We start from the raw sequence: 22,169 nt of genomic DNA, 5'->3' as shown, positions 1-22,169 counted from the left end.
CGGCGACAGGCCGAGCGACGCGAAGCTCGGCTGGCCCGCGTCCGTGGGCGCATCGGCCGGCGTGGTGTTCGCAGCGGGGGCAAGACCGAGGGCCTCGTCGGCGATGGCGTCCAACGGGCTGCTGGGAGTGTTGCTCAAAGTCATGTGAATCCTTAAACGATCCTGGGGTTCATCGAATGAAACGTCAACGCCAATCGGCATACCCAAGTCGTCGGATTCAGCGAGCAAAAAAGCAGCGAGCAAATCGAAAAACGGGGGCAACTCGCAACAATGAAGGCGAGCTTTTTGTTAGAAGCTGTATCGAACGCGACATGCCACTATGGCGTGCCGCCAGCCTGGGACTTGAGCCCGTAGGGGGCTAGGCAGAAGGGGACAGGTTCTAAACTGGATTGGAGCAAACGCTATCGGACGCTGCTCCGCGTGGACTGCTCAGGAAAGCAAGCACACACAGTGAAGCGCAGCGGGCATTATATAGAGGTTTGCTGCAGTGCGCCACTTGTTCGGACCTGTCCTGGAGCAAAAAGCGCCCGGATGCAGTAGAGCACGGGCGTCGCGGCCGCGGGCAAGCGGCGCGCGGTGGCGTCCCGGTGGCCGCGAGGCCCGCGGCCGCGTTGCCCGCCAGCCGGCCTGCGCCAGAGGGCGGGCGTAATCATGTCAGGTCGCGGCGCCGCTCTTCAGCGATTCGACGAGCTCGACGTATTGCTGCTTGGCGGCGTCCTGCTCGGTGCCCTTGAGCGCGGCCCACGCGTCGTACTTGTATTTGCCGACGATGTCGGTGAGGCCGGGCTTGTCGCCGCGCACGTCGCCTTCGCTGGCCTGCTTGAAGAGCGCATAGAGCCGCAGCAGCGTGAGATTGCCCGGACGCTCGGGCAGTTGTTTGACGTCTTGCTGCGCTTGCGCGAACTGGGTGTCGATGTCGGTCATGGTCGTTTGGCCCGCGAGGCGGGAGCAGATGAGATCGGCCGAAGATCATAACAACGCAGCGCCCCGATGGGGCTGAGGGCCTATTCCAAAACGGCGCCAAACGGCGTGCCCTCGCGAGCGCGCGCAGGCGCCCGCGCAAACCGCCGTGAACCACCATCCGCGCGCACGGCGCCGATTACAATACGGTCCATGACTGAAACAGTGCTCCTTGCCCTCGATACCTCGACCGAATTCTGTTCGGCGGCGCTGCTGTCCGCGTCCGTCGATGCTACCGGTCAACCATCCGCTGAACCGCGCATCTGGCTGCGCCACGAACAAACAGGCGCCGTTTCCAGCACGCGCCTGCTTCCCGCGATCCGTGAGCTGTTCGACGAAGCCGGTCTCGCACTGGCGGACTGCGATGCGATCGCGTTCGGCTCCGGTCCCGGCTCGTTCACGGGTCTGCGTACCGCAACCGGCGTCGCTCAGGGCCTCGCGTTCGGACTGAATGTGCCGGTGGTGCCGGTCGGCACGCTGCTCGGATGCGCGGAGAGCGCCCGCCTGCGCGATCCGTCGGCCACCCGTGTGCTCGCCGCGCTCGACGCGCGCATGAACGAGATCTATTGGGCCGACTACGCGTGGGATGACGCGCGGCGCGAATGGCGCACCATCCAACCCGCGTCGCTCGACGCACCCGATCGGCTTGTGTTACCCGACGTGCCGTTCACGCTGGCCGGCAATGCGGCTGCCGCGTTCGGCGAGCGGCTGCCGGCGCGCGCCGCTGCGCGAAACGTCGATGGCGAGGCGCTGCCGCATGCGGTGCCGCTCGCTTACGCGGCGCTGCGCGCGTTTCATGCGGGGCGCACGGTGCGCGCCGATCAGGCCGCGCCCGACTATGTGCGCGACAAGGTCGCGCAGACCACGGCCGAGCGCGTCGCCGAAAAAGCGGCACGGGCAGCGCAGGCGCCGCACGATGCACAAGACGGCGCGCGCGGACATACGTCCAGCGATGAGGCGAGTCGATGAGTGGGGTGCTGCTCACGGACCGCTACATGTCGCCGATGACCGAAAGCGACCTGGACGAGGTCGCCGCCATCGAGAAACTCGCGTATGAGTTTCCGTGGAGCCGCGGCAATTTCGGCGACTCGCTGCGCAACGGTTATTTCGGCGTCTGTCTGCGACACGTGACAGGCGCGCTGATCGGCTACTGCGTGTTGATGCCGGTGGTCGACGAAATGCATCTGCTCAATCTGTGCGTGACGCCGCAAGCGCAAGGAGCGGGCGCGGGTCTCGCGCTGTTGCGTGAGGCGGTGCGCATCACGCGCGCCGAAAAGCTCGAAGGTCTGCTGCTCGAAGTGCGGCCGTCGAATCATCGGGCGATCCGGCTATACGAACGGTTCGGCTTCGCGTCGATCGGCCGGCGCAAAAACTACTATCCGGCGCGGCATCGCAGCCGGGAGGACGCTATCGTGATGCGTTTTTCGTTTGCCACGGAGGGCGCAGATGGCGCTGCATGAATCGATGCTGGAAGAATTCGGACTCGCGCCGCTGTGGGTGCGTCGCGCAAGCGCGGCGCGCGACGTAGCGGGAGATGCGGGGGCTGCGCAGGAGGCCGCGGCATCGGCGAGCGGCCACACACGGCCTGACGCGCCTGCCGAAGCGAGCGACGCCGTTGCCCGCATCGAGCGTATGGAAACCGCGATGCCGGCCGCGCGCGAATCGATGCGCGCGCCCGCCGACACACGCGAGCCGCAGCTGCAACGCGAACCGGCGCGGTCATACGAAGACGACGCGCGGCCGCAACACGCATCGCCACAACCGCAGCCATCCTCCGAATCGCCAGATTTCGAGGTTTCGCCCGACGACGGCTTCGCGTGGTTCGACGACCCGGCTGCGAGCGCGCCAGCGCCCGCCGAAGCGCGCGACGATGCGCCCGCGCTGCCGGCGATCCATACGCTCGACTGGGACGCGCTCGGCGAGCGCGTCGCCTCGTGCGAGTTGTGCCGGCTGTGCGAGAAACGCACGAACACGGTATTCGGCGTCGGCGATCGCGACGCCGACTGGATGCTCATCGGCGAGGCGCCCGGCGAGAACGAGGACCGCCAGGGCGAGCCGTTCGTCGGGCCGGCCGGCAAGCTGCTCGACAACATGCTGCATTCGCTCGCGCTTGCACGCGGCACGAATGTCTATATTGCGAACGTGCTCAAGTGCCGGCCGCCTGGCAACCGCAATCCGCAGCCGGACGAGGTCGCGCGCTGCGAGCCGTACCTGCAGCGCCAGGTGGCGCTCGTCAAGCCGAAGCTGATCGTCGCGCTCGGCCGGTTTGCCGCGCAAAGTCTGTTGAAGACCGAGGCCAGCATTTCATCGCTGCGCGCTCGCGTGCATTCGTACGAGGGGGTGCCCGTGATCGTCACCTATCACCCGGCGTATCTGCTGCGCAGCCTGCCCGACAAGGCGAAGGCCTGGGCGGACCTGTGTCTCGCACGCGATACGTGGCTGGCGGCGTGCGGTACGCCGTCGAGCGAATCGGAGTGACCACGTTCAACGACGCGCCGGCGGCGGATGATGCTGCTGTGTCGGCCAGCCGCGCCGAGCTTTTCGCTGTACTGCTCGCCGCGCCGTCAGGCGCGCAGCTCGATGAGCAATCCAGCGTTGCGCCGCGTGCCCGACTCAACGTCGCGCGCGAGCCATTGCGCGACACCGCCGTTCGCGATCTCGCGTGGCTGCTGTTGAGCCCCGATCTGTTGCGCCCGCAACTCCCGCTGGGCGCGCTGGCCAATCCGTTCGAAACAGCACAGGAGTTGCAGGCCACGATCGACTGGCTATACGCGCTCGATGCCACGCCCGGCCCGCTTCATCGCGATCTCGCGGCGACCCGCATCACACGTGTTGGCCGCTACGCCGAACGGTTGCTCGGCTGGTTCCTGCAGCACGGTCCGGCGGCCCGGCTGATCGCGGCCGGTGTCGCGCTTCGGCGCGCTGGCGTCACGCTCGGCGAATGTGATTTTCTCGTGCAGAGCCGACAGGGCGTGCGGCTGCATTGGGAGCTTGCGGTGAAGTGCTATCTGCACGCGGGCAGGGGAGGCGATACGCGCAACGCGGAAGACTCACCGCCCGCGCGTCTCGCCGATTACGTCGGTCCCAATCTGAAAGACCGCTTCGATCTCAAGCTCGCGCATCTGCTCGATCATCAGTTGCCGCTGAGCGCGCGCGAAGAATTTGCGTCGACCGGCTATGCGGGGCCGTGGACGCCGCGGATGTTCGTCAAAGGCTGGCTGTTCTATCGGGCTGGCGCGCCGCGGGCGGATGCGCTCGAACTCGACCCGGCACATGGCCGCGGCTGGTGGGTGACGCGTCGCGAGTGGCCGGCTTTCGCGCTTGCGCATGCGCGCAGGTGGCGCGCGTTGCCGCGGCTCGAATGGCTTGCGCCGCGACTGACGACGCGGCGCGAGCAATCCGCGGCAGCGGAGGCATCGTACGTCGACGCACTCGCGTTGGCCGCACAGACGTCAAACCAGCCTGGACCGGTGATGGTTGCCGCGTTCGTCGAAGACAACGCGGGCGATCTGATCGAGCGCTCGCGGGGCTTTATCGTCCCTGACGAATGGCCCGAGCAGGCAACGCGCTACGCGAAGCAATAACGCGGTGCCGGAACGCCGGCGAAGCCGGCAGTGATTCCAGCGGCGAAGCGCCGGTCTTGCCGTCACCACCAGCGATAAAAATGATGCACGGGGCCCACCCCACTGCCGACCTGGAGCCGCTCGCTTGCCTGCAGCGCGCCGGTCAGATAGACCTTCGCATCCGCGACCGCGCTCGCCAGATCGTCGCGCTGGGGCAGCAGCGCCGCAATCGCCGACGACAGCGAGCAGCCCGTGCCGTGCGTATTTTTCACGGGCACACGCGGCCCGCCCAGACGCAGCGTGCCGTTGTCCCGCACGAGCCAGTCGGGGCTGTCGACCGCGCTCAGATGACCGCCTTTCATCAGCACCGCGCGTGCGCCGAGCGCGCGCAGCGCCTCGCCCTGTTCGACCATGGCCGCTTCGTCGGTCGCCGGCTGCATGCCGAGCAGCGCCGCTGCTTCTGGCAGATTCGGCGTCAGCAGATCGGCTAGCGGCAGCAATTCGTCGCGCACCGCGGCGACCGCATCGGGTAGCAGCAGCGCGTGATTGCTCTTCGAGATCATCACGGTGTCGAGCACGATGTGCTTCGGCTTATGGCGGCGCAACGCATCGGCGACCGCGCGTGCGATCGGCGCATTGGCGAGCATGCCGATCTTCACCGCGTCGATGCGGATATCGTCGAACACCGCGTCGAGCTGCGCGGTGATGAAGCCCGCGTCCGGCGCGTGAATCGCCGTTACGCCGCGCGTGTTCTGCGCGGTCAGCGCGGTGATCACGCTCGCGCCATAGGCGCCGAGCGCGGAGAAAACCTTCAGGTCGGCCTGAATGCCGGCGCCGCCGCCGGAATCGGAACCGGCGATCGTTAGCACATTGGGAATCGGTTGGGTCATGGTCAAGCGAAGAAGAAGGGCGCGCGCGAGTTGATCGCGCGCTGGCGTGTGAGTGACGCGGCCCGCCGGTTCACTGCGGCTCAGTGCCTGGCTTCGCCGATCAGCGAGACCGAGTCGAACGCACGCTGGTTCGCCTGATGGCGCCGAATCACGAGCCACATCATCAGGCACACGAAGGTCCCGAACAGCACGATTACCGCGGTGACCGGCACGTCGAGCCACACGAGCACCGCGTACAGGCAGAGCATCACGAGCACCGACAGATTTTCGTTGAAGTTCTGCACGGCGATCGAATGTCCCGCCGAGAGCAGCACGTGCCCGCGATGCTGCAGCAGCGCGTTCATCGGCACGACGAAAAACCCCGACAGTCCGCCCACGACCATCAGGAAGAGATACGCGAACACCAGATAACCGGACACGTGCATGCGGCCGAAATAGAGGCCCCAGTGCGCGGGGAACAGGTCGCGTGTGTAGAACGCCATCAGCATCACCGCGATGCCCATCATGATGCCGACCGGCAGCACCGATAACGACTTTTTCAGCGGCACGCGCGAGGCCGCTAAGATCGCGCCGCCCGCTACGCCGACGGCGACCACCGCCTGCAGGATCGCCGCCTCGGAGAGCGACATGCCGAGCGACACCTCGGCCCATTTCAACACGATGAATTGCAGCGTCGCGCCCGCGCCCCAAAACAGCGTTGTCACCGCGAGCGAAATCTGGCCGAGCTTGTCGCGCCACAGGACGAGAAAGCAGTCGGCAAAATCGGTGATCAGGCGGATCGGCCCGTGCTCCTGTCTCGGATAGCGCGCGCCGGTGTCCGGAATGCGCAGATTGAACAGCGCGGCGATCACGTAGATAGCCATGATCACGAGCATCGCGGCTTCGGCCGGTGTATTGACGGTGGGGATATGCAGCTTGAGGATCGGCGCGGCGATATGCGGGCTGATCAGCGCGCCGCCGAGCACGGTGCCGAGAATGATCGAGCCGACCGTGGTGCCCTCGATCCAGCCGTTCGCGGCGACGAGCCGGTCAGGCGGCAGCAGTTCGGTCAGAATGCCGTACTTGGCGGGCGAGTAGGCCGCCGCGCCAAAGCCGACGATGCCATACGCGAGCAGCGGGTGCGCGCCGACCAGCATCGTCAGACAGCCGGCGACCTTGATGGTATTGGTGATGAACATCACGCGTCCTTTCGGACGGGAGTCGGCGAAGGCGCCGACGAAGGCGGCAAGAACGACGTACGACAGCACAAAGAACAGCTTGAGCAGCGGCGTCATCCAGTTTGGAGCGTGGAGATCTTTCAGCAGTGCGATAGCAGCGATCAGAAGCGCATTGTCGGCCAGCGACGAAAAAAACTGCGCGGCCATGATGGTGTAAAAACCTTTTTTCATCTGATGCGATGCTGTCCTCGCTGCGGTCCGTCCGCCCCGGCCGTTTGTCATCAGTCCGGGCTTATGCCGATCGAAATGGGTTGTGCGCACGGCTTTATATCATGAAAATAGCTGCATTCGGACTAGCAGAATCCTTGATCGCACCGCCCAGTGGGCCGCACAGCGCTGAAAACGCCCTGTAAGCCGCTGATTCGCAAGTGTCTTTACGAAAAACTCTCATGCCTCGCCCCCTCTCAGCCACGATTCATACCGCCGCTCTCGCCAATAATCTTGCCGTCGCCCGGCGTTATGCACCGAAGTCCAAAATCTGGGCCGTCGTCAAGGCCAACGCGTACGGGCATGGGCTCGCGCGAGCGTTTCCTGGTCTGCGCGCAACCGACGGCTTTGGGTTGCTGGACCTGGAAGAAGCGGTGAAGTTGCGTGAATTGGGCTGGGCGGGTCCGATTCTTCTGCTGGAAGGCTTTTTTCGTCCGACCGATATCGACGTGATCGACCGCTACAGCCTGACCACCGCGCTGCATTCGGACGAGCAGTTGCGCATGCTCGAAATGGCGCGCCTGTCCAAACCGGTCAATATCCAGTTGAAGATGAACTCCGGCATGAACCGGCTCGGCTATACGGCCGAGAAATTCCGCGCCGCATGGGAGCGCGCGCGCGCGTGCCAGGGCGTTGGCCAGATCACCTTGATGACCCATTTCTCCGATGCCGACGGCGAACGCGGGATCGCCTACCAGATGGAAGCGTTCGAGCGTGGCGCGCACGGCATTGCCGGTGCGCGCAGTCTCGCCAATTCGGCGGCGACGCTATGGCATCCTGACGCGCACTTCGACTGGGTGCGCCCCGGCATCATGCTGTACGGGGCGTCGCCGTCAGGCGTCACCGCCGCGATCGACGGCACGGGCCTGCAACCGGCGATGACGCTCGCGTCCGAGCTGATCGCGGTGCAAACGCTCAACGAAGGCAGCACGGTCGGCTACGGTTCGTCGTTTACCGCGCGCGGGCCGATGCGCAGCGGCGTGGTCGCGTGCGGTTACGCGGACGGCTATCCGCGCAACGCGCCGGAGGGCACGCCGGTGATCGTCGACGGCGTATGCGCGCGGATCGTCGGACGCGTGTCGATGGACATGCTGACCGTCGACCTCACGCCGGTGCCCACCGCCAATGTCGGCTCGCGCGTCGAACTGTGGGGCAACACGCTACCCATCGACGACGTCGCGCAGGCCTGCGGCACGATCGGCTACGAGCTGATGTGCGCGGTCGCGCAGCGCGTGCCGGTCCGCGCGGAGTAACGCGTGGCGAAAGCGAAGACGATGTACGTTTGCAGCGAATGCGGCGGGCAGTCGCCGAAGTGGTCCGGTCAATGCCCGTCGTGCCAGGCGTGGAATACGCTGGTCGAATCGGTTGCCGAGGGACCGTCCACCCATCGTTTCCAGTCGCTCGCGAAGAGCACGCCGGTGCTGCGCCTCGCCGAGATCGAAGCGTCGGATGTGCCGCGCTTTTCCACCGGCGTCAGCGAATTCGATCGGGTGCTCGGGGGCGGTCTCGTGCCGGGCGGCGTGGTGCTGATCGGCGGCGATCCGGGTATCGGCAAATCGACGCTGCTATTGCAATCGCTCGCGGAAATTGCCGCGGACAAACGCGCGCTCTATATCAGCGGCGAGGAGTCGGGCGCGCAGATCGCGTTGCGCGCGCAACGGCTGTCGTTGCTCGAACCCGGTTCGAAGGCGAGCGAGCTGCAATTGCTCGCGGAAATCCAGCTCGAAAAAATCCAGGCGACGCTCGCCGAGCAGCGCCCCGACGTCGCGGTGATCGACTCGATCCAGACCGTCTATTCCGACGCGCTCACTTCGGCGCCCGGCTCGGTCGCGCAGGTACGCGAGTGCGCGGCGCAGTTGACACGCATCGCTAAGCAATCGGGCACGACGATCATCATGGTCGGTCACGTGACGAAAGAAGGCGCGCTTGCCGGTCCGCGCGTGCTCGAACATATCGTCGATACGGTGCTGTACTTCGAGGGCGACACGCACTCGTCGTATCGCCTCGTGCGTGCGATCAAGAACCGCTTCGGCGCGGTCAACGAACTCGGCGTATTCGCGATGACCGAGCGCGGATTGCGCGGCGTCGCGAATCCGTCGGCACTGTTTCTGTCGCAGCACGAGCAGTCGGTGCCGGGGTCGTGCGTGCTGGTCACGCAGGAGGGCACGCGTCCGCTGCTGGTCGAGGTGCAGGCGCTCGTCGACTCGGCCAATGCGCCGAATCCGCGGCGCCTCGCGGTCGGTCTCGAACAGAACCGGCTCGCGATGCTGCTCGCGGTGCTGCACCGGCACGCAGGCATCGCCTGTTTCGATCAGGACGTGTTCCTGAACGCGGTGGGCGGGGTGAAAATCTCGGAGCCCGCCGCCGACCTCGCGGTGTTGCTCGCGATCCATTCGTCGATGCGCAACAAGCCGCTGCCGAAGGGGCTCGTCGTGTTCGGCGAAGTCGGACTCGCCGGCGAGATCCGGCCGTCGCCGCGCGGTCAGGAGCGTCTGAAGGAAGCAGCCAAGCTTGGCTTTTCGGTCGCGGTGATTCCGAAGGCCAATGCACCGAAACAGCCGATCGAAGGCTTACAGGTGATTGCGGTCGAACGGATCGAACAGGCGATCGACCGGGTTCGCACACTCGACTAGACGGGTCTGAGCGGGGCGTTCGGCTGATGTGCACCGAGCGTGCACGTCGCCCGCCTTGCACGCCGTAATGTGCTGTAAATAACTCCATATTGTCTGTAACCTGGCCGCCAACCCTTTTTCCTAAGCTCCGGGGGATTGCATCCCTTCTGATGCCCGAAAAAGGATCGCGCTTTGAAACAAGCCCATGAAACCGCAGCCGAGCGTCCCATCCACGTGCGCGGCTGCCGGGTCTCCGCACCGATTCGCCAGCCTTGGGGCGGCGCCTGCCGGATCGTCGAATGGATCGACACGGCCGGGCAGATATCGCGGCGGGTGGTAGCAGAAGATGTGACCGCCGCCGAGGTGCGCGCCACGATCAGCCGCCATGTGGAAGGCCGCAAGCATCTGCTGTACGACGACGAAACATCGCCGCGCCAGACTCTGCCAAGACAGACGGTGGCGCGGCGTTAAGCCCGGCAGCGGTCGGCTGTTTGCTGTTGCGCCGCGCCTGCTGTGATTCGTGTTCATCCGTTGGCGGCCGGTGTTTGGCCCTTGTCTTATTCGCCGGCTTTTCTGCCTGGCGACGGCGGCCCGATGTCGCCGTATTTCTCCCGCCGTTTTTAATCAATCGCGCGTGAAGCGACGGCGAGCCTCGTTCGTGGCTCGCGTTCGGCTTCGCGTTGGCTTCCGCTTCGCCTCCGGCGTGGCTACGGCTTCGCCGTTCGCGTCAATCGACCTGGCGTTTGATGCTGCTGCTGTTCATACCGTCGTGAGTTTCGTCCGCGCGCTCATTCGCCGCCGCAGAGGCGTGCGGATCGAACAGCGGATGCCGCGCGGCCTCGGCCGGCGTCAGCACTGGCGACACGCAGCAGTCGAGCGACTCGAGCGCCTGCAGCCATTCGTCGAGCGTACGTGTGCCGATCACGCTGGCCAGCTCCTGAATCAACGCCACCGCGTCCGGGCCGCCGATCGCCTGACCGAGACTCCAATGACGCGTCGCCCACTCGGGCCGATCGAGCGCCATGCACAGCGTTTCCCAGAATTTCAGTTCGAGCGCCCCGACCGCGAGCCAGCGGCCGTCGCTCGTGCGATACAGGTTGTAGCAGGGCACGCCGCCATTGAGCAGGCCGGCGCCGGCGGCCGGCGCGGCGCCGTCGTTGGCGAGCGCGACCTGCGCGACGACGTTGTGCGCGTAGCTGGCGTGCGTCATCGATACGTCGACGAAGCGGCCTTCGCCGCCGCGCGCGACGTGCCACAGCGCGGCAAGGATCTGCGTGACGGCGGTGAGCGCGCCACCGAGCAGATCGGCGATCTGGAAGTTGGGCAGAATCGGCGCGCCATCGCGACCCGCCAGTTGGTCGAGCACACCCGCGTAGCCGATGTAGTTCAGATCGTGGCCGGCATGATCCGCGAATGGGCCGCTCGCGCCATAGCCGCTGATCGCACAATAGACGAGCCGCGGATTCGCGTCGCGCAACGAGTCGTAGCCGAGGCCGAGCCGCTCCATCACGCCGGGCCGGAAGCTCTCGATCAGCACGTCCGCTTCGGCCGCGAGCGCGCGCAGCACGTTGCGTCCCGCGTGCGATTTGAGGTCGAGGCGCGTCTCGCGCTTGCCGCGATTGACCATCCGGTAGAACGCGCCGGGCCGGCCCGCGACGCGGTCGCTCGACGACTGCATCATCGTGCGCGTCGGGTCGCCCGCGCCGGGCGCTTCGATTTTCAGCACGTCGGCGCCGAGCTCGGCGAGGCGCAGCGCGGCGACCGGGCCTGGCAGCAGACGCGTGAGGTCGAGCACGCGCAACCCTTGCAATGGGGGCGGCGCGGGCGTGGCAGCGAGCGCCTGCGCCGCCGATGTCTCGGACGATGAGTTCGCAAATGACAAAGCCAAGCTCCCGTGGATGCCGGCGCGGCCCGCCCATAGCGTGTCGCCAGGTGCCGCTACCCGATCTGTTCCAGTTCCTCGTGCGTTTCGAGCCATTCGGCTTCGAGCGTGTCGAGGCGCGCGTGCACGTCTGCCTGACGGCGGATCGCCTCCGTCAGTTTGCTCTTCTGCTCGGGTTCGTAACTGGCCGGATCGGCGACGAACGCATCGAGCGTCGCTTTTTCCGCGTTGAGCCCGTCCATTTCCTTTTCGATCTTCGCGATGCGGCTTTGCAGCGGTTTTTTCAGATGCGCGAGCTTCTGACGCGTTTCCGCTTCGAGGCGGCGCTGCTCCTTGCGATTGACGCCGTTGTCGGCGTTGCCCGCGCCATTAGCGGCCCCTGCCGCGGCCGACGCGCCGGCCTTCAGCGCCGCGCGCTGCTCGGCCGCGTGCTGTAGCAGCCAGTCGCGGTAGTCGTCGAGATCGCCGTCGAACTCCTGCAGACGATGCTTCGCGACGAGCATGAACTGATCGGTCGTCGCGCGCAGCAGATGGCGGTCGTGCGACACGAGGATCAGCGTGCCTTCGAATTGGGCGAGCGCCATCGTCAGCGCGTGACGGGTTTCGAGGTCGAGGTGATTGGTCGGTTCGTCGAGCAGTAGCAGGTTCGGCTTTTGCCAGATGATCAGCGCGAGCGCGAGGCGCGCTTTTTCGCCGCCGGAGAACGGCGCGATCTTGGCGGTCGCCATGTCGCCGGAGAAGTTGAAGCTGCCGAGGAAGTCGCGCAGCTCCTGCTCGCGTGTATCCGGAGCGAGGCGCGCGAGATGCTGCAGCGGCGTGTCGTCCGCGCGCAGCGTTTCGAGCTGGTGCTGCGCGAAGTAGCCGATACGCAGACCCTTGCCCTCGCGCACGTGGCCGCTCAGCGCTTGCAGTGTGCCGGCGAGCGTCTTGATCAGCGTCGACTTGCCCTGACCGTTCGCGCCGAGCAGACCGATGCGCTGGCCGTTCTGGATCGATAGCATCACGCGTTCGACGATCGGAATCTCGCTGCCGTCTTCCGCGCGATAGCCGCAGCGCACGTCCTCCATCACCATCATCGGATTGGGCGCCGAATCGGGCGTGCGGAACTCGAACGTGAACGGCGACGCCGCGTGCGCGGGCGCGATCAGCTCCATCTTTTCGAGCGCCTTGACGCGGCTTTGCGCCTGGCGCGCCTTGGTGGCTTGGGCCTTGAAGCGGTTGATATAGCTTTGCAGATGCGCGACCGTGCGCTGCTGCTTCTCGTACGCGCTTTGCTGTAGCGCGATCTGCTGCGCGCGCAGCACTTCGAATTGCGAGTAGTTGCCGCCGTAGCGCTTGATCTGCTGCTGTTCGAGATGCAGCGTGACGTTGCAGACCGAATCGAGAAATTCGCGATCGTGCGAGATCACGATCAGCGTGCCTGCGTAGCGATGCAGCCAGTCCTCGAGCCAGACGATCGCGTCGAGGTCGAGGTGGTTGGTCGGTTCGTCGAGCAGCAGCAGATCGGAGCGGCACATCAGCGCCTGCGCGAGATTCAGGCGCATGCGCCAGCCGCCGGAGAAGCTGCTGACCGGCTCGCGGGTCTGTTCGAGCGTGAAGCCCAAGCCAAGCAGCAGCGCCTCGGCGCGCGCCGGCGCGGTATAGCCGTCGGCGTCCGCGAACGCCGCGTGTGCTTCGGCTTCGGCGGCGCCGTCGTGCGCGGCCGAGGCGGCGGCGATGCGCGCTTCGATGTCGCGCAGCGCGGCATCGCCGTCGAGCGTATAGGCGAGGGCGGTTTTGTCGACGGCTGGAGTTTCCTGCGCGACGTGGGCGATGCGCCAGGTCGGTGGAATCGAGAAATCGCCGCCGTCGGCGTGCAGCTCACCGAGCAGCACGGCGAACAGCGTCGACTTGCCCGCGCCGTTGGCGCCGACGAGGCCGGCTTTTTCACCGGGGTTCAGGCTGAACGTGGCGTTGTCGAAAAGCGGCTTGGTGCCGCGCGCGAGGCTGAACTGATTGAAGCGGATCACGACCGGCCCGGCTGAAGAAAAGCGCTATTTTAGACTGCCGTGCGCGCCGCCGCGTGGAACACTCCGGTTACCGCTGATCTCATCTCGCGCCGGCCCGCGATCGGCCATCCGGCCGACTGTATCGGCGAGGCTTTTGGCATAGACTGATGGCTTTGACGGGGAGGGTACATGACATCGATCTATTCGTATTCGGCGCGCACGCTCGGCGGCGAGGAAGCGAGTCTCGCGCAGTATCAAGGGAAGGTTTTGCTGATCGTCAACACCGCGAGCGAATGCGGATTCACGCCGCAGTACGCGGGCCTGCAGAAGCTCTACGAGTCGTACGCGGCGCGCGGACTGGAGGTGCTCGGTTTTCCGTGCAACCAGTTCGGCAAGCAGGAGCCGGGCGACGCCGCGCAGATCGGCGCGTTCTGCGAAAAGAACTATGGCGTGAGCTTCCCGATGTTCGACAAGGTCGATGTGAACGGCCCGAACGCGCATCCGCTGTTTCGCTATCTGACCGGCGAGGCGCCGGGCTTGCTCGGCCTGGAGGCGATCAAGTGGAACTTCACGAAGTTCCTGATCGGCCGCGACGGCAACGTCGTCAAACGCTACGCGCCGCTGACCAAGCCGGAGGCGATCAACGCGGACATCGAAGCGTTGCTGTAAGCCGGCGTATGCGCCGGCCGACCTCGCGCAACGCTGCTGTCGCGCTCACAGGATCGGTGAGAAAAGCCGCGCGACATGCATCAGCACGCGTCGCCACGCGCGCGCATTGCGATACTCGCGACGGTCTATCTCACGTGACTCGGCGAAATCGTTGAGCAGCATCGCTTCCACTTCGAGCGCAAAGCCGTGGTCCACGGTCAGCACCATGATTTCGAAGTTGAGCCGAAACGAGCGGTTGTCGAGATTGGCGCTGCCGATGGCCGCCGCCGCGCTGTCGATCAGCACCACCTTCTGATGCAAAAAGCCGGGCTGGTAGCGGAAGACACGGATACCCGCGCGCAGCGAGTCGTACGCATACAGCTTCGACGCGGCGAACACGACCACGTGATCGCGCCGGCTCGGAATCAGGATCCGCACATCGACGCCGCGCAGCACCGCGAGCCGTAGCGCGGCGAACACCGCTTCATCGGGCACCAGGTACGGCGTCGTGATCCAGATGCGCTCGCGCGCCGCGTTGATCGCTTCGACGAAGAACAACGAGCAGGTTTCCTGCTTGTCGGCCGGGCCGCTCGGCACGACGAGGCAGTGCATGGTGCCCGCGGCGCCGGTCTCGTCAGTCGGCTCGGGCGGAGCAGCGGCCAGATCGGGCAGACCCGGCAGACTCCGCAGATCGGGCAGGTCGGGCAGACCGGCCGGGTCAGCCTGCTCGGCTGGGCCGGCCTGGTCGGCCGCCGGGGCGGGCGCCATATCGAACTCGGGCAACTGCTGGGTCGCCCAGTACCAGTCCTCGATAAACACGAACTGGATGCTTTCGACCGCCGGGCCGCGCACTTCGATATGGGTATCGCGCCATGGCGACAGCGGTGGCTTCGCGCCAAGATATTCGATGCCGACGTTATGGCCGCCGACAAACGCACGCTCTCCATCGACGGACACGATCTTGCGGTGATTGCGGAAATTCAGTTGCAGACGGTTGACGAAGCGGCGGTTGGTCGCGAAAGGATGCACTTCGACGCCGGCCGCGCGCAGTGCCGCGACGTAGCGATGCGGCAGATCGAAGCAGCCGATGCTGTCGTACAGGAAGTAGACCCGCACACCCTGCTGCGCCTTGGCGACTAGCAGATCCTTCAGCATGTCACCGAGCGCATCGTCGCGCACGATAAAGAACTGCACGATCACGTAGCGCCGCGCTTTCTGGATCGCGTCGAAGATCGCCGTGAAGGTGGCCGTGCCGTTCACCAGCGTGCGCACGGCGTTGCCCGGCAGGAACGGCATGCCGCCCAGACGCGTGAGCGACTGCACGAGCCGTGCGCCGAGCTGCTGCGTGGGCAGGCCCGCCGACGACGCGTGGGTGTCCCAGATCTGCGGATGCGCGCGTGTGCGCAGCAGTTCATTTTCGACGCGGCGTGCGTCCGCATAGCCGGCGAACTTGCTGCGGCCGAGGAACAGATAAGGGATCACCGTCAGATAGGGCATCGCGACCAGCGACACCGCCCACGCAACCGCGCCTTGCGAGGTGCGGGTATGCAGGATCGCGTGGGCGGCCGCGATAATGCCCACGATATGCGCAAGGGCAACCAGCGTGCCCACGTGAAGCAGGTCGAATTGCATAAGCTCGCAAACAGTTGGCGAAGCCGTTGCATGAGGAACGGTCGCGGGCGCGGGACGGGCGTGCTGGTCTGAGGCGAACGCGTCGCGCAACGGTGTCGGGCTAGCGCTTGCGCTCGCGCCGCGCGCGGTTGCGGTCGCGACCCGCACGACCTGTCCGCTGGACTCAGACCGGCAAGTCGCTCGCCTGGATCAGGAACACGTTGTCGTCGCCGGCGCTGGTCGGCAGCCACACCAGATCGAGGCCGCCGAAAGCCGCTTCCACGTGCTCGCGCTCGTTGCCGATTTCGACAACGAGCACGCCGTCGTCGGTCAGCCAGTTGCGCGCGTCGGCGACGATCCGGCGCACGATGTCCATGCCGTCCGGGCCGCCCGCGAGCGCCATCGCCGGTTCGTGTTTGTACTCGGCCGGCAGTTCCTGCATCGAGGCGGCGTTCACGTACGGCGGATTGCTGATGATCACGTCGTAGCGGCGCTCGGCGAGCGGCGCGTACAGATCGCCCTCGAACAGCGCGACGCGCTCGTCGAGGTGATAGTCCGCCACGTTGCGTGTCGCGACTTGCAGCGCGGGCGCTGACAGATCGACCGCGTCGATGTCCGCGTTCGGGAACGCCTGGGCGGCGAGAATCGCGAGGCAGCCAGAGCCGGTGCACAACTCGAGCACCGCGCCGACCTGTTCGGGATCGTCGACGTACGGTTGCAGGCCGTCCTGCAGCAGCTCGCCGATGAACGAACGCGGCACGATTGCGCGTTCGTCGACATAAAAGCGATAGCCGTGCATCCACGCTTCCTGCGTGATGTACGCGGCCGGCACGCGTTCGGCGGCGCGCCGCTCGATCACCCGCAGCACCGCGTCGATTTCGGCGGAGGTGAGGCGCGCGTCGAGAAACGGCTCAAGCAAATCGAGTGGCAGATGCAGCGTGTGCAGCACCAGATAGGCCGCTTCGTCGTACGCATTGGCCGAACCGTGGCCGAACGACAGCTTGGCCTCGTTAAAGCGCGACACCGCGAAACGCAGCAGGTCGCGAACGGTGGAAAACGGAAGCGTCATCGCAAATAGTCCCCGCTCAGGCAATCAGTTGTTCGAGCACACGGCGATACACGTTCTTCAACGGCTCGATGTGTGCGACTTCGATATGTTCGTCGATCTTGTGGATGCTCGCGTTCAGCGGGCCAAACTCGATCACCTGCTCGCAGATGCGCGCGATGAAACGGCCGTCCGACGTGCCACCGGTGGTCGACAGTTCGGTGTCGACGCCGGTTTCGTCCTTGATCGCGTTCGCGAGCGCGTTCGACAGTTCGCCGCGTGGCGTCAGGAACGGCAGGCCGCTCACGGTCCATTGCAGATCGTATTCGAGACCGTGCTTGTCGAGGATCGCATGCACCCGTTGTTGTAGACCGTCGACCGTGCTTGCCGTCGAGAAACGGAAATTGAACATCACCTCCGCGTGGCCGGGGATGACATTGGTCGCACCGGCGCCACTGTGAAGGTTCGATACCTGCCAGGTGGTCGGCGGGAAGTAGTCGTTGCCGTCGTCCCAGCGTTCGGTGACGAGCTCGGCCAGCGCCGGCGCGAGCAGATGCACCGGATTGCTTGCCAGATGCGGATAGGCGATATGCCCCTGCACACCCCTGACGATCAGCTTGCCCGACATCGAGCCGCGCCGGCCGTTCTTGACCATGTCGCCGAAACGCTGGCTCGAAGTCGGCTCGCCGACGATGCAGTAGTCGAGCCGCTCGTTGCGCCCCCGCAGCAGGTCCACCACCTTGACGGTGCCGTCGGTCGCCGGGCCTTCCTCGTCGCTCGTAATCAGAAACGCGATCGAGCCGCGGTGCGCCGGGTGCGCGGCGACGAATTCCTCGCTGGCGACGACGAAGCCGGCGATCGACGCCTTCATGTCGGCCGCGCCGCGGCCGTACAGCTTGCCGTCGCGGTGAGTCGGCACGAACGGCGCGGAACGCCACTGTTCGAGCGGGCCGGTCGGCACCACGTCGGTGTGGCCGGCGAACGCGAGCAGCTTGCCGTGCGTGCCGTCGACGCCGCGCTTGACGGCCCACAGGTTGGTCACGCCGTTGGATTCGATCGTCTCGTGCTCGAAGCCGAGCGCGGCCAGGCGTTCGATCAGCAGACGCTGGCAATGCTGGTCGTCGGGCGTGACGGAAGCACGCGCGATCAGTTGTTCGGTAAGGGCGAGGGTGCCGGACATGGATTCAGTGCAAGCCACTTTGAAATGAAAAAAATGCCGGCTAGCGGTGACGCACCGCAGCCGGCAACAGCCGTTGATGCACGCGGCGAGCCCGCGTCGATTGCTTACTCTCGTTACGTGGGGCGAAGCACGCTGCTTTCGGTCACTCGCTTCACGGTACGTGAATAAATCTACGCAAACAACGCCGCGTATTCGTCCGCGGAAAAACCGAGCGACTTCACGCGGCCGTTCACGACGAGCACAGGCCGCTTGATCACCGACGGCTTGTGGATCATCAGCGCGATCGCGCCGGGCTGCGTTTCGGCGGCCGCCTTCATGTCATCGGACAGACCGCGCCACGTGGTGCCGCGACGGTTCAGCAGCGCGTCGAGCTTCACGTCCTTCAGCCAGTCCTGCACGAGCGGCTCGGTCACGCCGGCTTTTTTGAAGTCGTGAAACTCGAACTCGACGCCGTGCTCTTCGAGCCAGACGCGGGCTTTCTTCACCGTGTCGCAATTCGGAATGCCGTAGACGACGGTTTTGGTGCCGCGCGCCATCAGTCGCCTCGCAGCAGCTCGTTCAGACCGACCTTCGCGCGCGTCTTCGCATCGACCTTCTTGACGATCACCGCGCAGTAAAGACTATGCGTGCCGTCCTTCGACGGCAGGTTGCCCGCGACCACCACTGAGCCGGCCGGAATGCGGCCATAGGTGACCTCGCCGGTTTCGCGATCGTAGATCTTCGTGCTCTGGCCGAGGTACACGCCCATCGAGATCACCGAGTTCTCTTCGACGATCACGCCTTCGACGACTTCCGAGCGCGCGCCGATGAAGCAGTTGTCCTCGATGATGACCGGGTTGGCCTGCAGCGGCTCCAGCACGCCGCCGATGCCCACGCCGCCCGACAGGTGCACGTTCTTGCCGATCTGCGCGCACGAGCCGACGGTGGCCCACGTGTCGACCATCGTGCCTTCGTCGACGTACGCGCCGATGTTGGTGTACGACGGCATCAGCACGACGTTCTTCGCGATGAACGAGCCGCGGCGCGCAATCGCGGGCGGCACCACGCGGAAGCCGCCGGCGGCAAAGTCTTCGGCACTGTAGTTCGCGAACTTCGACGGCACCTTGTCGTAGAACTGCGAGTAGCCGCCAGCGGGCATCGGCGCGTTGTCTTCGAGGCGGAACGACAGCAGCACGGCCTTCTTCAGCCATTGATTGACGACCCAGTCGCCACCCTTCTTTTCGGCCACGCGCAGCGCGCCTTTATCGAGTTGCTCGATCGCGTGGGCAACGGCCTCGCGCACTTCGGCCGGCGCGGCCTTCGGCGACAGCCCGGCGCGGTTCTCCCACGCGGTGTCGATGATGCTCTGAAGTTGTTGCGACATATGCTTGATTTTCTGAGGAGTTGAAGTCTGAAGAAGGGGAAGCGGTGCGCATGCGGCCCGGCGCGGCGTGCCCCATGCGCGGGACTGTGCGGCTCATGCGTGATGCTTTAGCGCCCCAGCGAGCGGCAGAAATCGACGATCCGCAGCGCGCCTTGCGTGCATTCGTCGACGTCGGCGACCAGCGCGAGACGCACGAAATCGCGGCCGGGGTTCACGCCGTGCGCGGTGCGCGCGAGGAACGAGCCCGGCAGAACCGTCACATTATAGTCGGCGTACAGACGCTGGGCGAACTCGGTGTCGCTCAGGCCGGTGCGCGCGACGTTCGCCCACAGGTAGAACGCGGCGTCCGGCAGACGCACGTCGAGCACCTCGGCGAGCATCGGCGTGACGGTGGTGAATTTTTGCAGATACTTCGCGCGGTTCTCGCGCACGTGCGTTTCGTCGCCCCAGGCGACGGCGCTCGCGCTCTGGAACACCGTCGAAAGCGCGGTGCCATGATACGTGCGGTACAGCAGGAACGCCTTGAGGATGGCGGCGTCGCCGGCGACGAAGCCCGAGCGCATGCCGGGCACGTTCGAGCGCTTCGACAGGCTGGACAGCATCACGAGCCGGTCGAAGCCGCGCCCGAGCTTGTGCGCCGCTTCTAGCCCGCCGAGCGGCGGATTTGCTTCCTCGAAATAGATCTCCGAATAGCACTCGTCCGACGCGATCACGAAACCATAGCGATCCGACAGCGCGAACAGTTCGCGCCAGTCGTCGAGCGTCAGCACCGCGCCGGTGGGGTTGCCGGGCGAGCACACGTAGAGCAGCTGGGTGCGCGCCCACACGTCGGCGGGCACCGCCGAGTAATCGCATGCGAAGTTGCGTGCCGGGTCGCTATTGACGAAGTACGGTTGCGCGCCGCCGAGCAGCGCCGCGCCTTCGTAGATTTGGTAGAACGGGTTGGGACAGAGTACGATCGCAGGCGCGTTGTCAGCATTGCCGTTAGCACTGTTGCCGGCACCGCGGCGCGGATTCAGCACGGTCTGTGCAAGCGCAAACAGCGCCTCGCGCGAGCCCGCCACCGGCAGCACCTGGGTGAGCGGATCGAGCGGCGGCAGGTTGTAGCGTTGCGCGGCCCACTTCGCGATTGACTCGCGTAGCGGCGCCGAGCCGAGTGTGGCCGGATACGCGGCGAGACCGCCGAGCGAATTGACGACGGCGTCGCGGATCAGCGGCGGCGTCGGATGTTTAGGCTCGCCGATACCGAAGCTGATGTGCGCAAGGCCGGCCGGCGGCGTAACGTCCTTGAAAAGCACGCGCAGCTTTTCGAACGGATAGGGCTGGAGGGAGTCGAGTAGCGGATTCACGGACGAAATGGCCTATCGGATAGACGCGGACTGGACGGAAACCGGCTGCGCGCGTCGGCGGGCGCGAGGCGCATGCAACGGCGCCTCACGCGCGCGGCGGGCCTGCCGCAGCGGCGGCGAACGGACGATTATAGCGTGGCACGTTTGACGCGCGGCGACCCGGCGGCGAGCGAGCGCCGGCGGCTGGCGGCGCATCCGCATGCGCCGCAGTGGGAACAGACGAACCGCACGCGGCTCGCGCGACAGAACAGGCAGGAGCAGGCATGGACGCAGCACTTCCGCAGAGACCCGGACGAAAATCTGGACGAAACCGGCGCCGGCGCGCGGTGCTCGCTGGCCCCCACGCGAGGGAAGCGAGCCCGCTAGGCGCACTCGCAATGGCCGAGCCAAGCAGATCCGCGACGAGTCCAACCGCGCTGGGCCTGTCCCAATGAGCAACTGGCTGCGCAACGGCTGGCCGACGCTTGCGATCATGCTGGGCGCGTCGGTATGGGGGATGGTCTGGTATCCGCTGCGGATGCTGGCCGCGCTCGGCGTGACCGGCACGGCGGCCAGCGCGCTGACCAGTGGCACCGGCTGCCTGTTCGTGTTGCTGGTGCGGCGCCACGCGCTGAAGACCGTGCGCTGGCACTGGCTGCTGCCGGCGCTCGCGCTCGCCGCGGGCATCACGAATCTCGGCTTCGTGTGGGGCGCGATCCACGGCCAGGTGATGCGCGTGTTGCTGCTGTTCTATCTGACGCCCGCGTGGACCGCGCTGTTCGCGCATTTCATCCTGCGCGAACGGCTCACATGGTCGGGCGCGGCGCTCGCCGCGCTGTCGCTCGCCGGCGCGGTGACGATGCTGTGGTCGCCGCGGCTCGGCATTCCAATGCCGGGCAGTCTCGCCGAATGGGCGGGCCTCGCGGGCGGCATGGGCTTCGCAATGAGCAACGTGCTGATCCTGAAAACGAGCCGCGTGCTACCGGATATGAAACCCGAAATGCGCACCGCGACGATCTTCGGCGGCGCGGCGCTGTTCAGCGCGCTTGCGGCGCTGCTGGAGCCGATGCCCATGCCGCCCACCGGCGCGCATCTCGGCACCGCGGCATTGCTCGTGCTCGGCCTCGGGCTGCTGCTTGCGTCGAACAATATGCTGGTGCAGTACGGGCTCGCGCGGGTGCCGGCCAATCGCGCGTCGATCATCATGCTGTTCGAGCTTGTCGTGACGGCGCTGTCCGCGTGGTTGTTCGCGGGCGAAATGCCCGGGCCGCGCGAATGGGCCGGCGGCGCGTGCATCGTGCTTGCGTCGGCCTTATCGAGCTGGGTGCATCGGACGAAGACGGTGCCGCCCGATCCGGCGATCGACGGCTCGCAGGCGCGCAGCGACCCCGCTGACGACGATGATGGACACCCACGCGACAACGATCATGGCGAGCACCGCAAGGGCGGTAAGAATCGCTCACGTGCGATGGTATGATTCCCCCTCATTAGCCGGCGCGTGCACGTAACTGCGTGCTCGATCGATACCTGAACGGTAACCGGGCACCACCCGAGCGCGTGCGGCTGGCACCGAATTGCGAAGGCTCGTGAGGTTGCGTGGGGCCATCCCGCCACGGCGGTGAACGGCTGGCGTCACCTCGCGAGCCACCTATCATTCTTTCTCCAACAGCGAAAT

Annotated in this window: 20 protein-coding genes; 9 read left to right on the top strand and 11 right to left on the bottom strand. The window is 66.0% G+C overall.

All coding sequences use genetic code 11. The features are described 5' to 3' along the window. Positions 1-654 precede the first annotated feature (654 nt). Entirely contained in the window at positions 655-924 is a 270-nt protein-coding gene (locus VGH68_RS29575; protein WP_331607293.1) for an acyl-CoA-binding protein, read from the bottom strand. A gap of 189 nt (positions 925-1,113) precedes the next feature. Here VGH68_RS29575 and tsaB point away from each other — a divergent pair, with 189 nt between their 5' ends. From tsaB to VGH68_RS29555, 4 genes are all read left to right on the top strand, one after another. Further along, positions 1,114-1,929 carry a tRNA (adenosine(37)-N6)-threonylcarbamoyltransferase complex dimerization subunit type 1 TsaB gene (gene tsaB / locus VGH68_RS29570; RefSeq protein ID WP_331607292.1) on the top strand — a complete coding sequence of 272 codons (816 nt, stop codon included), beginning with the start codon at positions 1,114-1,116 and terminating at the stop codon, positions 1,927-1,929. Continuing rightward, entirely contained in the window at positions 1,926-2,420 is a 495-nt protein-coding gene (gene rimI / locus VGH68_RS29565) for a ribosomal protein S18-alanine N-acetyltransferase (protein ID WP_331607290.1), read from the top strand. Before tsaB ends, rimI begins: the two co-directional genes overlap by 4 nt. Then, complete coding sequence (locus VGH68_RS29560) at positions 2,407-3,438, top strand: uracil-DNA glycosylase (protein WP_331607289.1); 1,032 nt, start codon at positions 2,407-2,409, stop codon at positions 3,436-3,438. Before rimI ends, VGH68_RS29560 begins: the two co-directional genes overlap by 14 nt. Before the next feature lie 155 nt (positions 3,439-3,593). Beyond that, a complete protein-coding gene (locus VGH68_RS29555; protein ID WP_331607296.1) occupies positions 3,594-4,544 on the top strand; it encodes a DUF1853 family protein in 951 nt (316 codons plus the stop codon). Positions 4,545-4,606: 62 nt separating this feature from the next. On the opposite strand, the gene thiD is transcribed toward VGH68_RS29555, so the two are convergent. Together thiD and lplT are read right to left on the bottom strand one after the other, a co-directional pair. Continuing rightward, positions 4,607-5,413: a bifunctional hydroxymethylpyrimidine kinase/phosphomethylpyrimidine kinase gene (thiD, locus tag VGH68_RS29550; protein ID WP_331607287.1), complete on the bottom strand. Its 807-nt coding sequence runs from the start codon at positions 5,411-5,413 to the stop codon at positions 4,607-4,609. A gap of 80 nt (positions 5,414-5,493) precedes the next feature. Further along, positions 5,494-6,801 (bottom strand): lysophospholipid transporter LplT, encoded by a 1,308-nt coding sequence (gene lplT, locus VGH68_RS29545; protein WP_331607286.1) that lies wholly within the window; start codon positions 6,799-6,801, stop codon positions 5,494-5,496. A 218-nt stretch (positions 6,802-7,019) separates the two neighbouring features. On the opposite strand from lplT, the gene alr reads away from it, so the two are divergent. The 3 genes from alr to VGH68_RS29530 all read left to right on the top strand — a co-directional run bounded on the left by alr (position 7,020) and on the right by VGH68_RS29530 (position 9,920). Next, positions 7,020-8,090 (top strand): alanine racemase, encoded by a 1,071-nt coding sequence (gene alr, locus VGH68_RS29540; protein WP_331607285.1) that lies wholly within the window; start codon positions 7,020-7,022, stop codon positions 8,088-8,090. A 3-nt stretch (positions 8,091-8,093) separates the two neighbouring features. Then, positions 8,094-9,470, top strand: a complete 1,377-nt coding sequence (gene radA / locus VGH68_RS29535) for a DNA repair protein RadA (protein ID WP_331607284.1) — start codon at positions 8,094-8,096, stop codon at positions 9,468-9,470. A 171-nt stretch (positions 9,471-9,641) separates the two neighbouring features. Continuing rightward, positions 9,642-9,920, top strand: a complete 279-nt coding sequence (locus VGH68_RS29530; protein WP_331607283.1) for a DUF2866 domain-containing protein — start codon at positions 9,642-9,644, stop codon at positions 9,918-9,920. A gap of 256 nt (positions 9,921-10,176) precedes the next feature. Here the strand turns inward: VGH68_RS29530 and VGH68_RS29525 are convergent, their stop codons facing one another. Both VGH68_RS29525 and VGH68_RS29520 read right to left on the bottom strand, forming a co-directional pair. Continuing rightward, positions 10,177-11,259: a CaiB/BaiF CoA-transferase family protein gene (locus VGH68_RS29525; RefSeq protein ID WP_331607295.1), complete on the bottom strand. Its 1,083-nt coding sequence runs from the start codon at positions 11,257-11,259 to the stop codon at positions 10,177-10,179. Between the two features lie 128 nt (positions 11,260-11,387). After that, positions 11,388-13,340: an ATP-binding cassette domain-containing protein gene (locus VGH68_RS29520; RefSeq protein ID WP_331607282.1), complete on the bottom strand. Its 1,953-nt coding sequence runs from the start codon at positions 13,338-13,340 to the stop codon at positions 11,388-11,390. Positions 13,341-13,508: 168 nt separating this feature from the next. On the opposite strand from VGH68_RS29520, the gene VGH68_RS29515 reads away from it, so the two are divergent. Beyond that, the gene (locus VGH68_RS29515) at positions 13,509-13,988 is read left to right on the top strand and encodes a glutathione peroxidase (protein WP_331607281.1); all 480 of its coding nucleotides are present in this window, start codon (positions 13,509-13,511) and stop codon (positions 13,986-13,988) included. Positions 13,989-14,033: 45 nt separating this feature from the next. On the opposite strand, the gene VGH68_RS29510 is transcribed toward VGH68_RS29515, so the two are convergent. From VGH68_RS29510 to dapC, 6 genes are all read right to left on the bottom strand, one after another. Next, positions 14,034-15,599, bottom strand: a complete 1,566-nt coding sequence (locus VGH68_RS29510; RefSeq protein ID WP_331607280.1) for a cardiolipin synthase — start codon at positions 15,597-15,599, stop codon at positions 14,034-14,036. Between the two features lie 163 nt (positions 15,600-15,762). After that, positions 15,763-16,647 (bottom strand): 50S ribosomal protein L3 N(5)-glutamine methyltransferase, encoded by an 885-nt coding sequence (gene prmB, locus VGH68_RS29505; protein WP_331607279.1) that lies wholly within the window; start codon positions 16,645-16,647, stop codon positions 15,763-15,765. A 16-nt stretch (positions 16,648-16,663) separates the two neighbouring features. Further along, positions 16,664-17,803, bottom strand: coding sequence for a succinyl-diaminopimelate desuccinylase (dapE, locus tag VGH68_RS29500; protein ID WP_331607278.1), 1,140 nt, complete (start codon positions 17,801-17,803; stop codon positions 16,664-16,666). Between the two features lie 170 nt (positions 17,804-17,973). Then, positions 17,974-18,339 (bottom strand): ArsC family reductase, encoded by a 366-nt coding sequence (locus tag VGH68_RS29495; RefSeq protein WP_085480419.1) that lies wholly within the window; start codon positions 18,337-18,339, stop codon positions 17,974-17,976. Continuing rightward, positions 18,339-19,166 carry a 2,3,4,5-tetrahydropyridine-2,6-dicarboxylate N-succinyltransferase gene (gene dapD / locus VGH68_RS29490; protein WP_331607277.1) on the bottom strand — a complete coding sequence of 276 codons (828 nt, stop codon included), beginning with the start codon at positions 19,164-19,166 and terminating at the stop codon, positions 18,339-18,341. Before dapD ends, VGH68_RS29495 begins: the two co-directional genes overlap by 1 nt. A gap of 107 nt (positions 19,167-19,273) precedes the next feature. Then, positions 19,274-20,515 carry a succinyldiaminopimelate transaminase gene (dapC, locus tag VGH68_RS29485; RefSeq protein WP_331607276.1) on the bottom strand — a complete coding sequence of 414 codons (1,242 nt, stop codon included), beginning with the start codon at positions 20,513-20,515 and terminating at the stop codon, positions 19,274-19,276. A gap of 430 nt (positions 20,516-20,945) precedes the next feature. Between dapC and VGH68_RS29480 the strand changes: the two genes are divergently transcribed. Continuing rightward, a complete protein-coding gene (locus VGH68_RS29480) occupies positions 20,946-21,971 on the top strand; it encodes a DMT family transporter (protein ID WP_331607275.1) in 1,026 nt (341 codons plus the stop codon). The last annotated feature ends 198 nt before the right edge of the window (positions 21,972-22,169 follow it).

This window comes from Paraburkholderia sp., from assembly GCF_036488505.1.
Lineage (GTDB): Bacteria > Pseudomonadota > Gammaproteobacteria > Burkholderiales > Burkholderiaceae > Paraburkholderia.
This window is presented reverse-complemented; position numbering and strand designations above follow the sequence as displayed.

Bases quoted from the DNA above. Each gene is read 5' to 3' on its own strand.
- VGH68_RS29575 (WP_331607293.1), bottom strand. From the start codon at position 924: ATGACCGACATCGACACCCAGTTCGCGCAAGCGCAGCAAGACGTCAAA.
- tsaB (WP_331607292.1), top strand. From the start codon at position 1,114: ATGACTGAAACAGTGCTCCTTGCCCTCGATACCTCGACCGAATTCTGT.
- rimI (WP_331607290.1), top strand. From the start codon at position 1,926: ATGAGTGGGGTGCTGCTCACGGACCGCTACATGTCGCCGATGACCGAA.
- VGH68_RS29560 (WP_331607289.1), top strand. From the start codon at position 2,407: ATGGCGCTGCATGAATCGATGCTGGAAGAATTCGGACTCGCGCCGCTG.
- thiD (WP_331607287.1), bottom strand. From the start codon at position 5,413: ATGACCCAACCGATTCCCAATGTGCTAACGATCGCCGGTTCCGATTCC.
- lplT (WP_331607286.1), bottom strand. From the start codon at position 6,801: ATGAAAAAAGGTTTTTACACCATCATGGCCGCGCAGTTTTTTTCGTCG.
- alr (WP_331607285.1), top strand. From the start codon at position 7,020: ATGCCTCGCCCCCTCTCAGCCACGATTCATACCGCCGCTCTCGCCAAT.
- VGH68_RS29515 (WP_331607281.1), top strand. From the start codon at position 13,509: ATGACATCGATCTATTCGTATTCGGCGCGCACGCTCGGCGGCGAGGAA.
- VGH68_RS29510 (WP_331607280.1), bottom strand. From the start codon at position 15,599: ATGCAATTCGACCTGCTTCACGTGGGCACGCTGGTTGCCCTTGCGCAT.
- prmB (WP_331607279.1), bottom strand. From the start codon at position 16,647: ATGACGCTTCCGTTTTCCACCGTTCGCGACCTGCTGCGTTTCGCGGTG.
- dapE (WP_331607278.1), bottom strand. From the start codon at position 17,803: ATGTCCGGCACCCTCGCCCTTACCGAACAACTGATCGCGCGTGCTTCC.
- VGH68_RS29495 (WP_085480419.1), bottom strand. From the start codon at position 18,339: ATGGCGCGCGGCACCAAAACCGTCGTCTACGGCATTCCGAATTGCGAC.
- dapD (WP_331607277.1), bottom strand. From the start codon at position 19,166: ATGTCGCAACAACTTCAGAGCATCATCGACACCGCGTGGGAGAACCGC.
- VGH68_RS29480 (WP_331607275.1), top strand. From the start codon at position 20,946: ATGAGCAACTGGCTGCGCAACGGCTGGCCGACGCTTGCGATCATGCTG.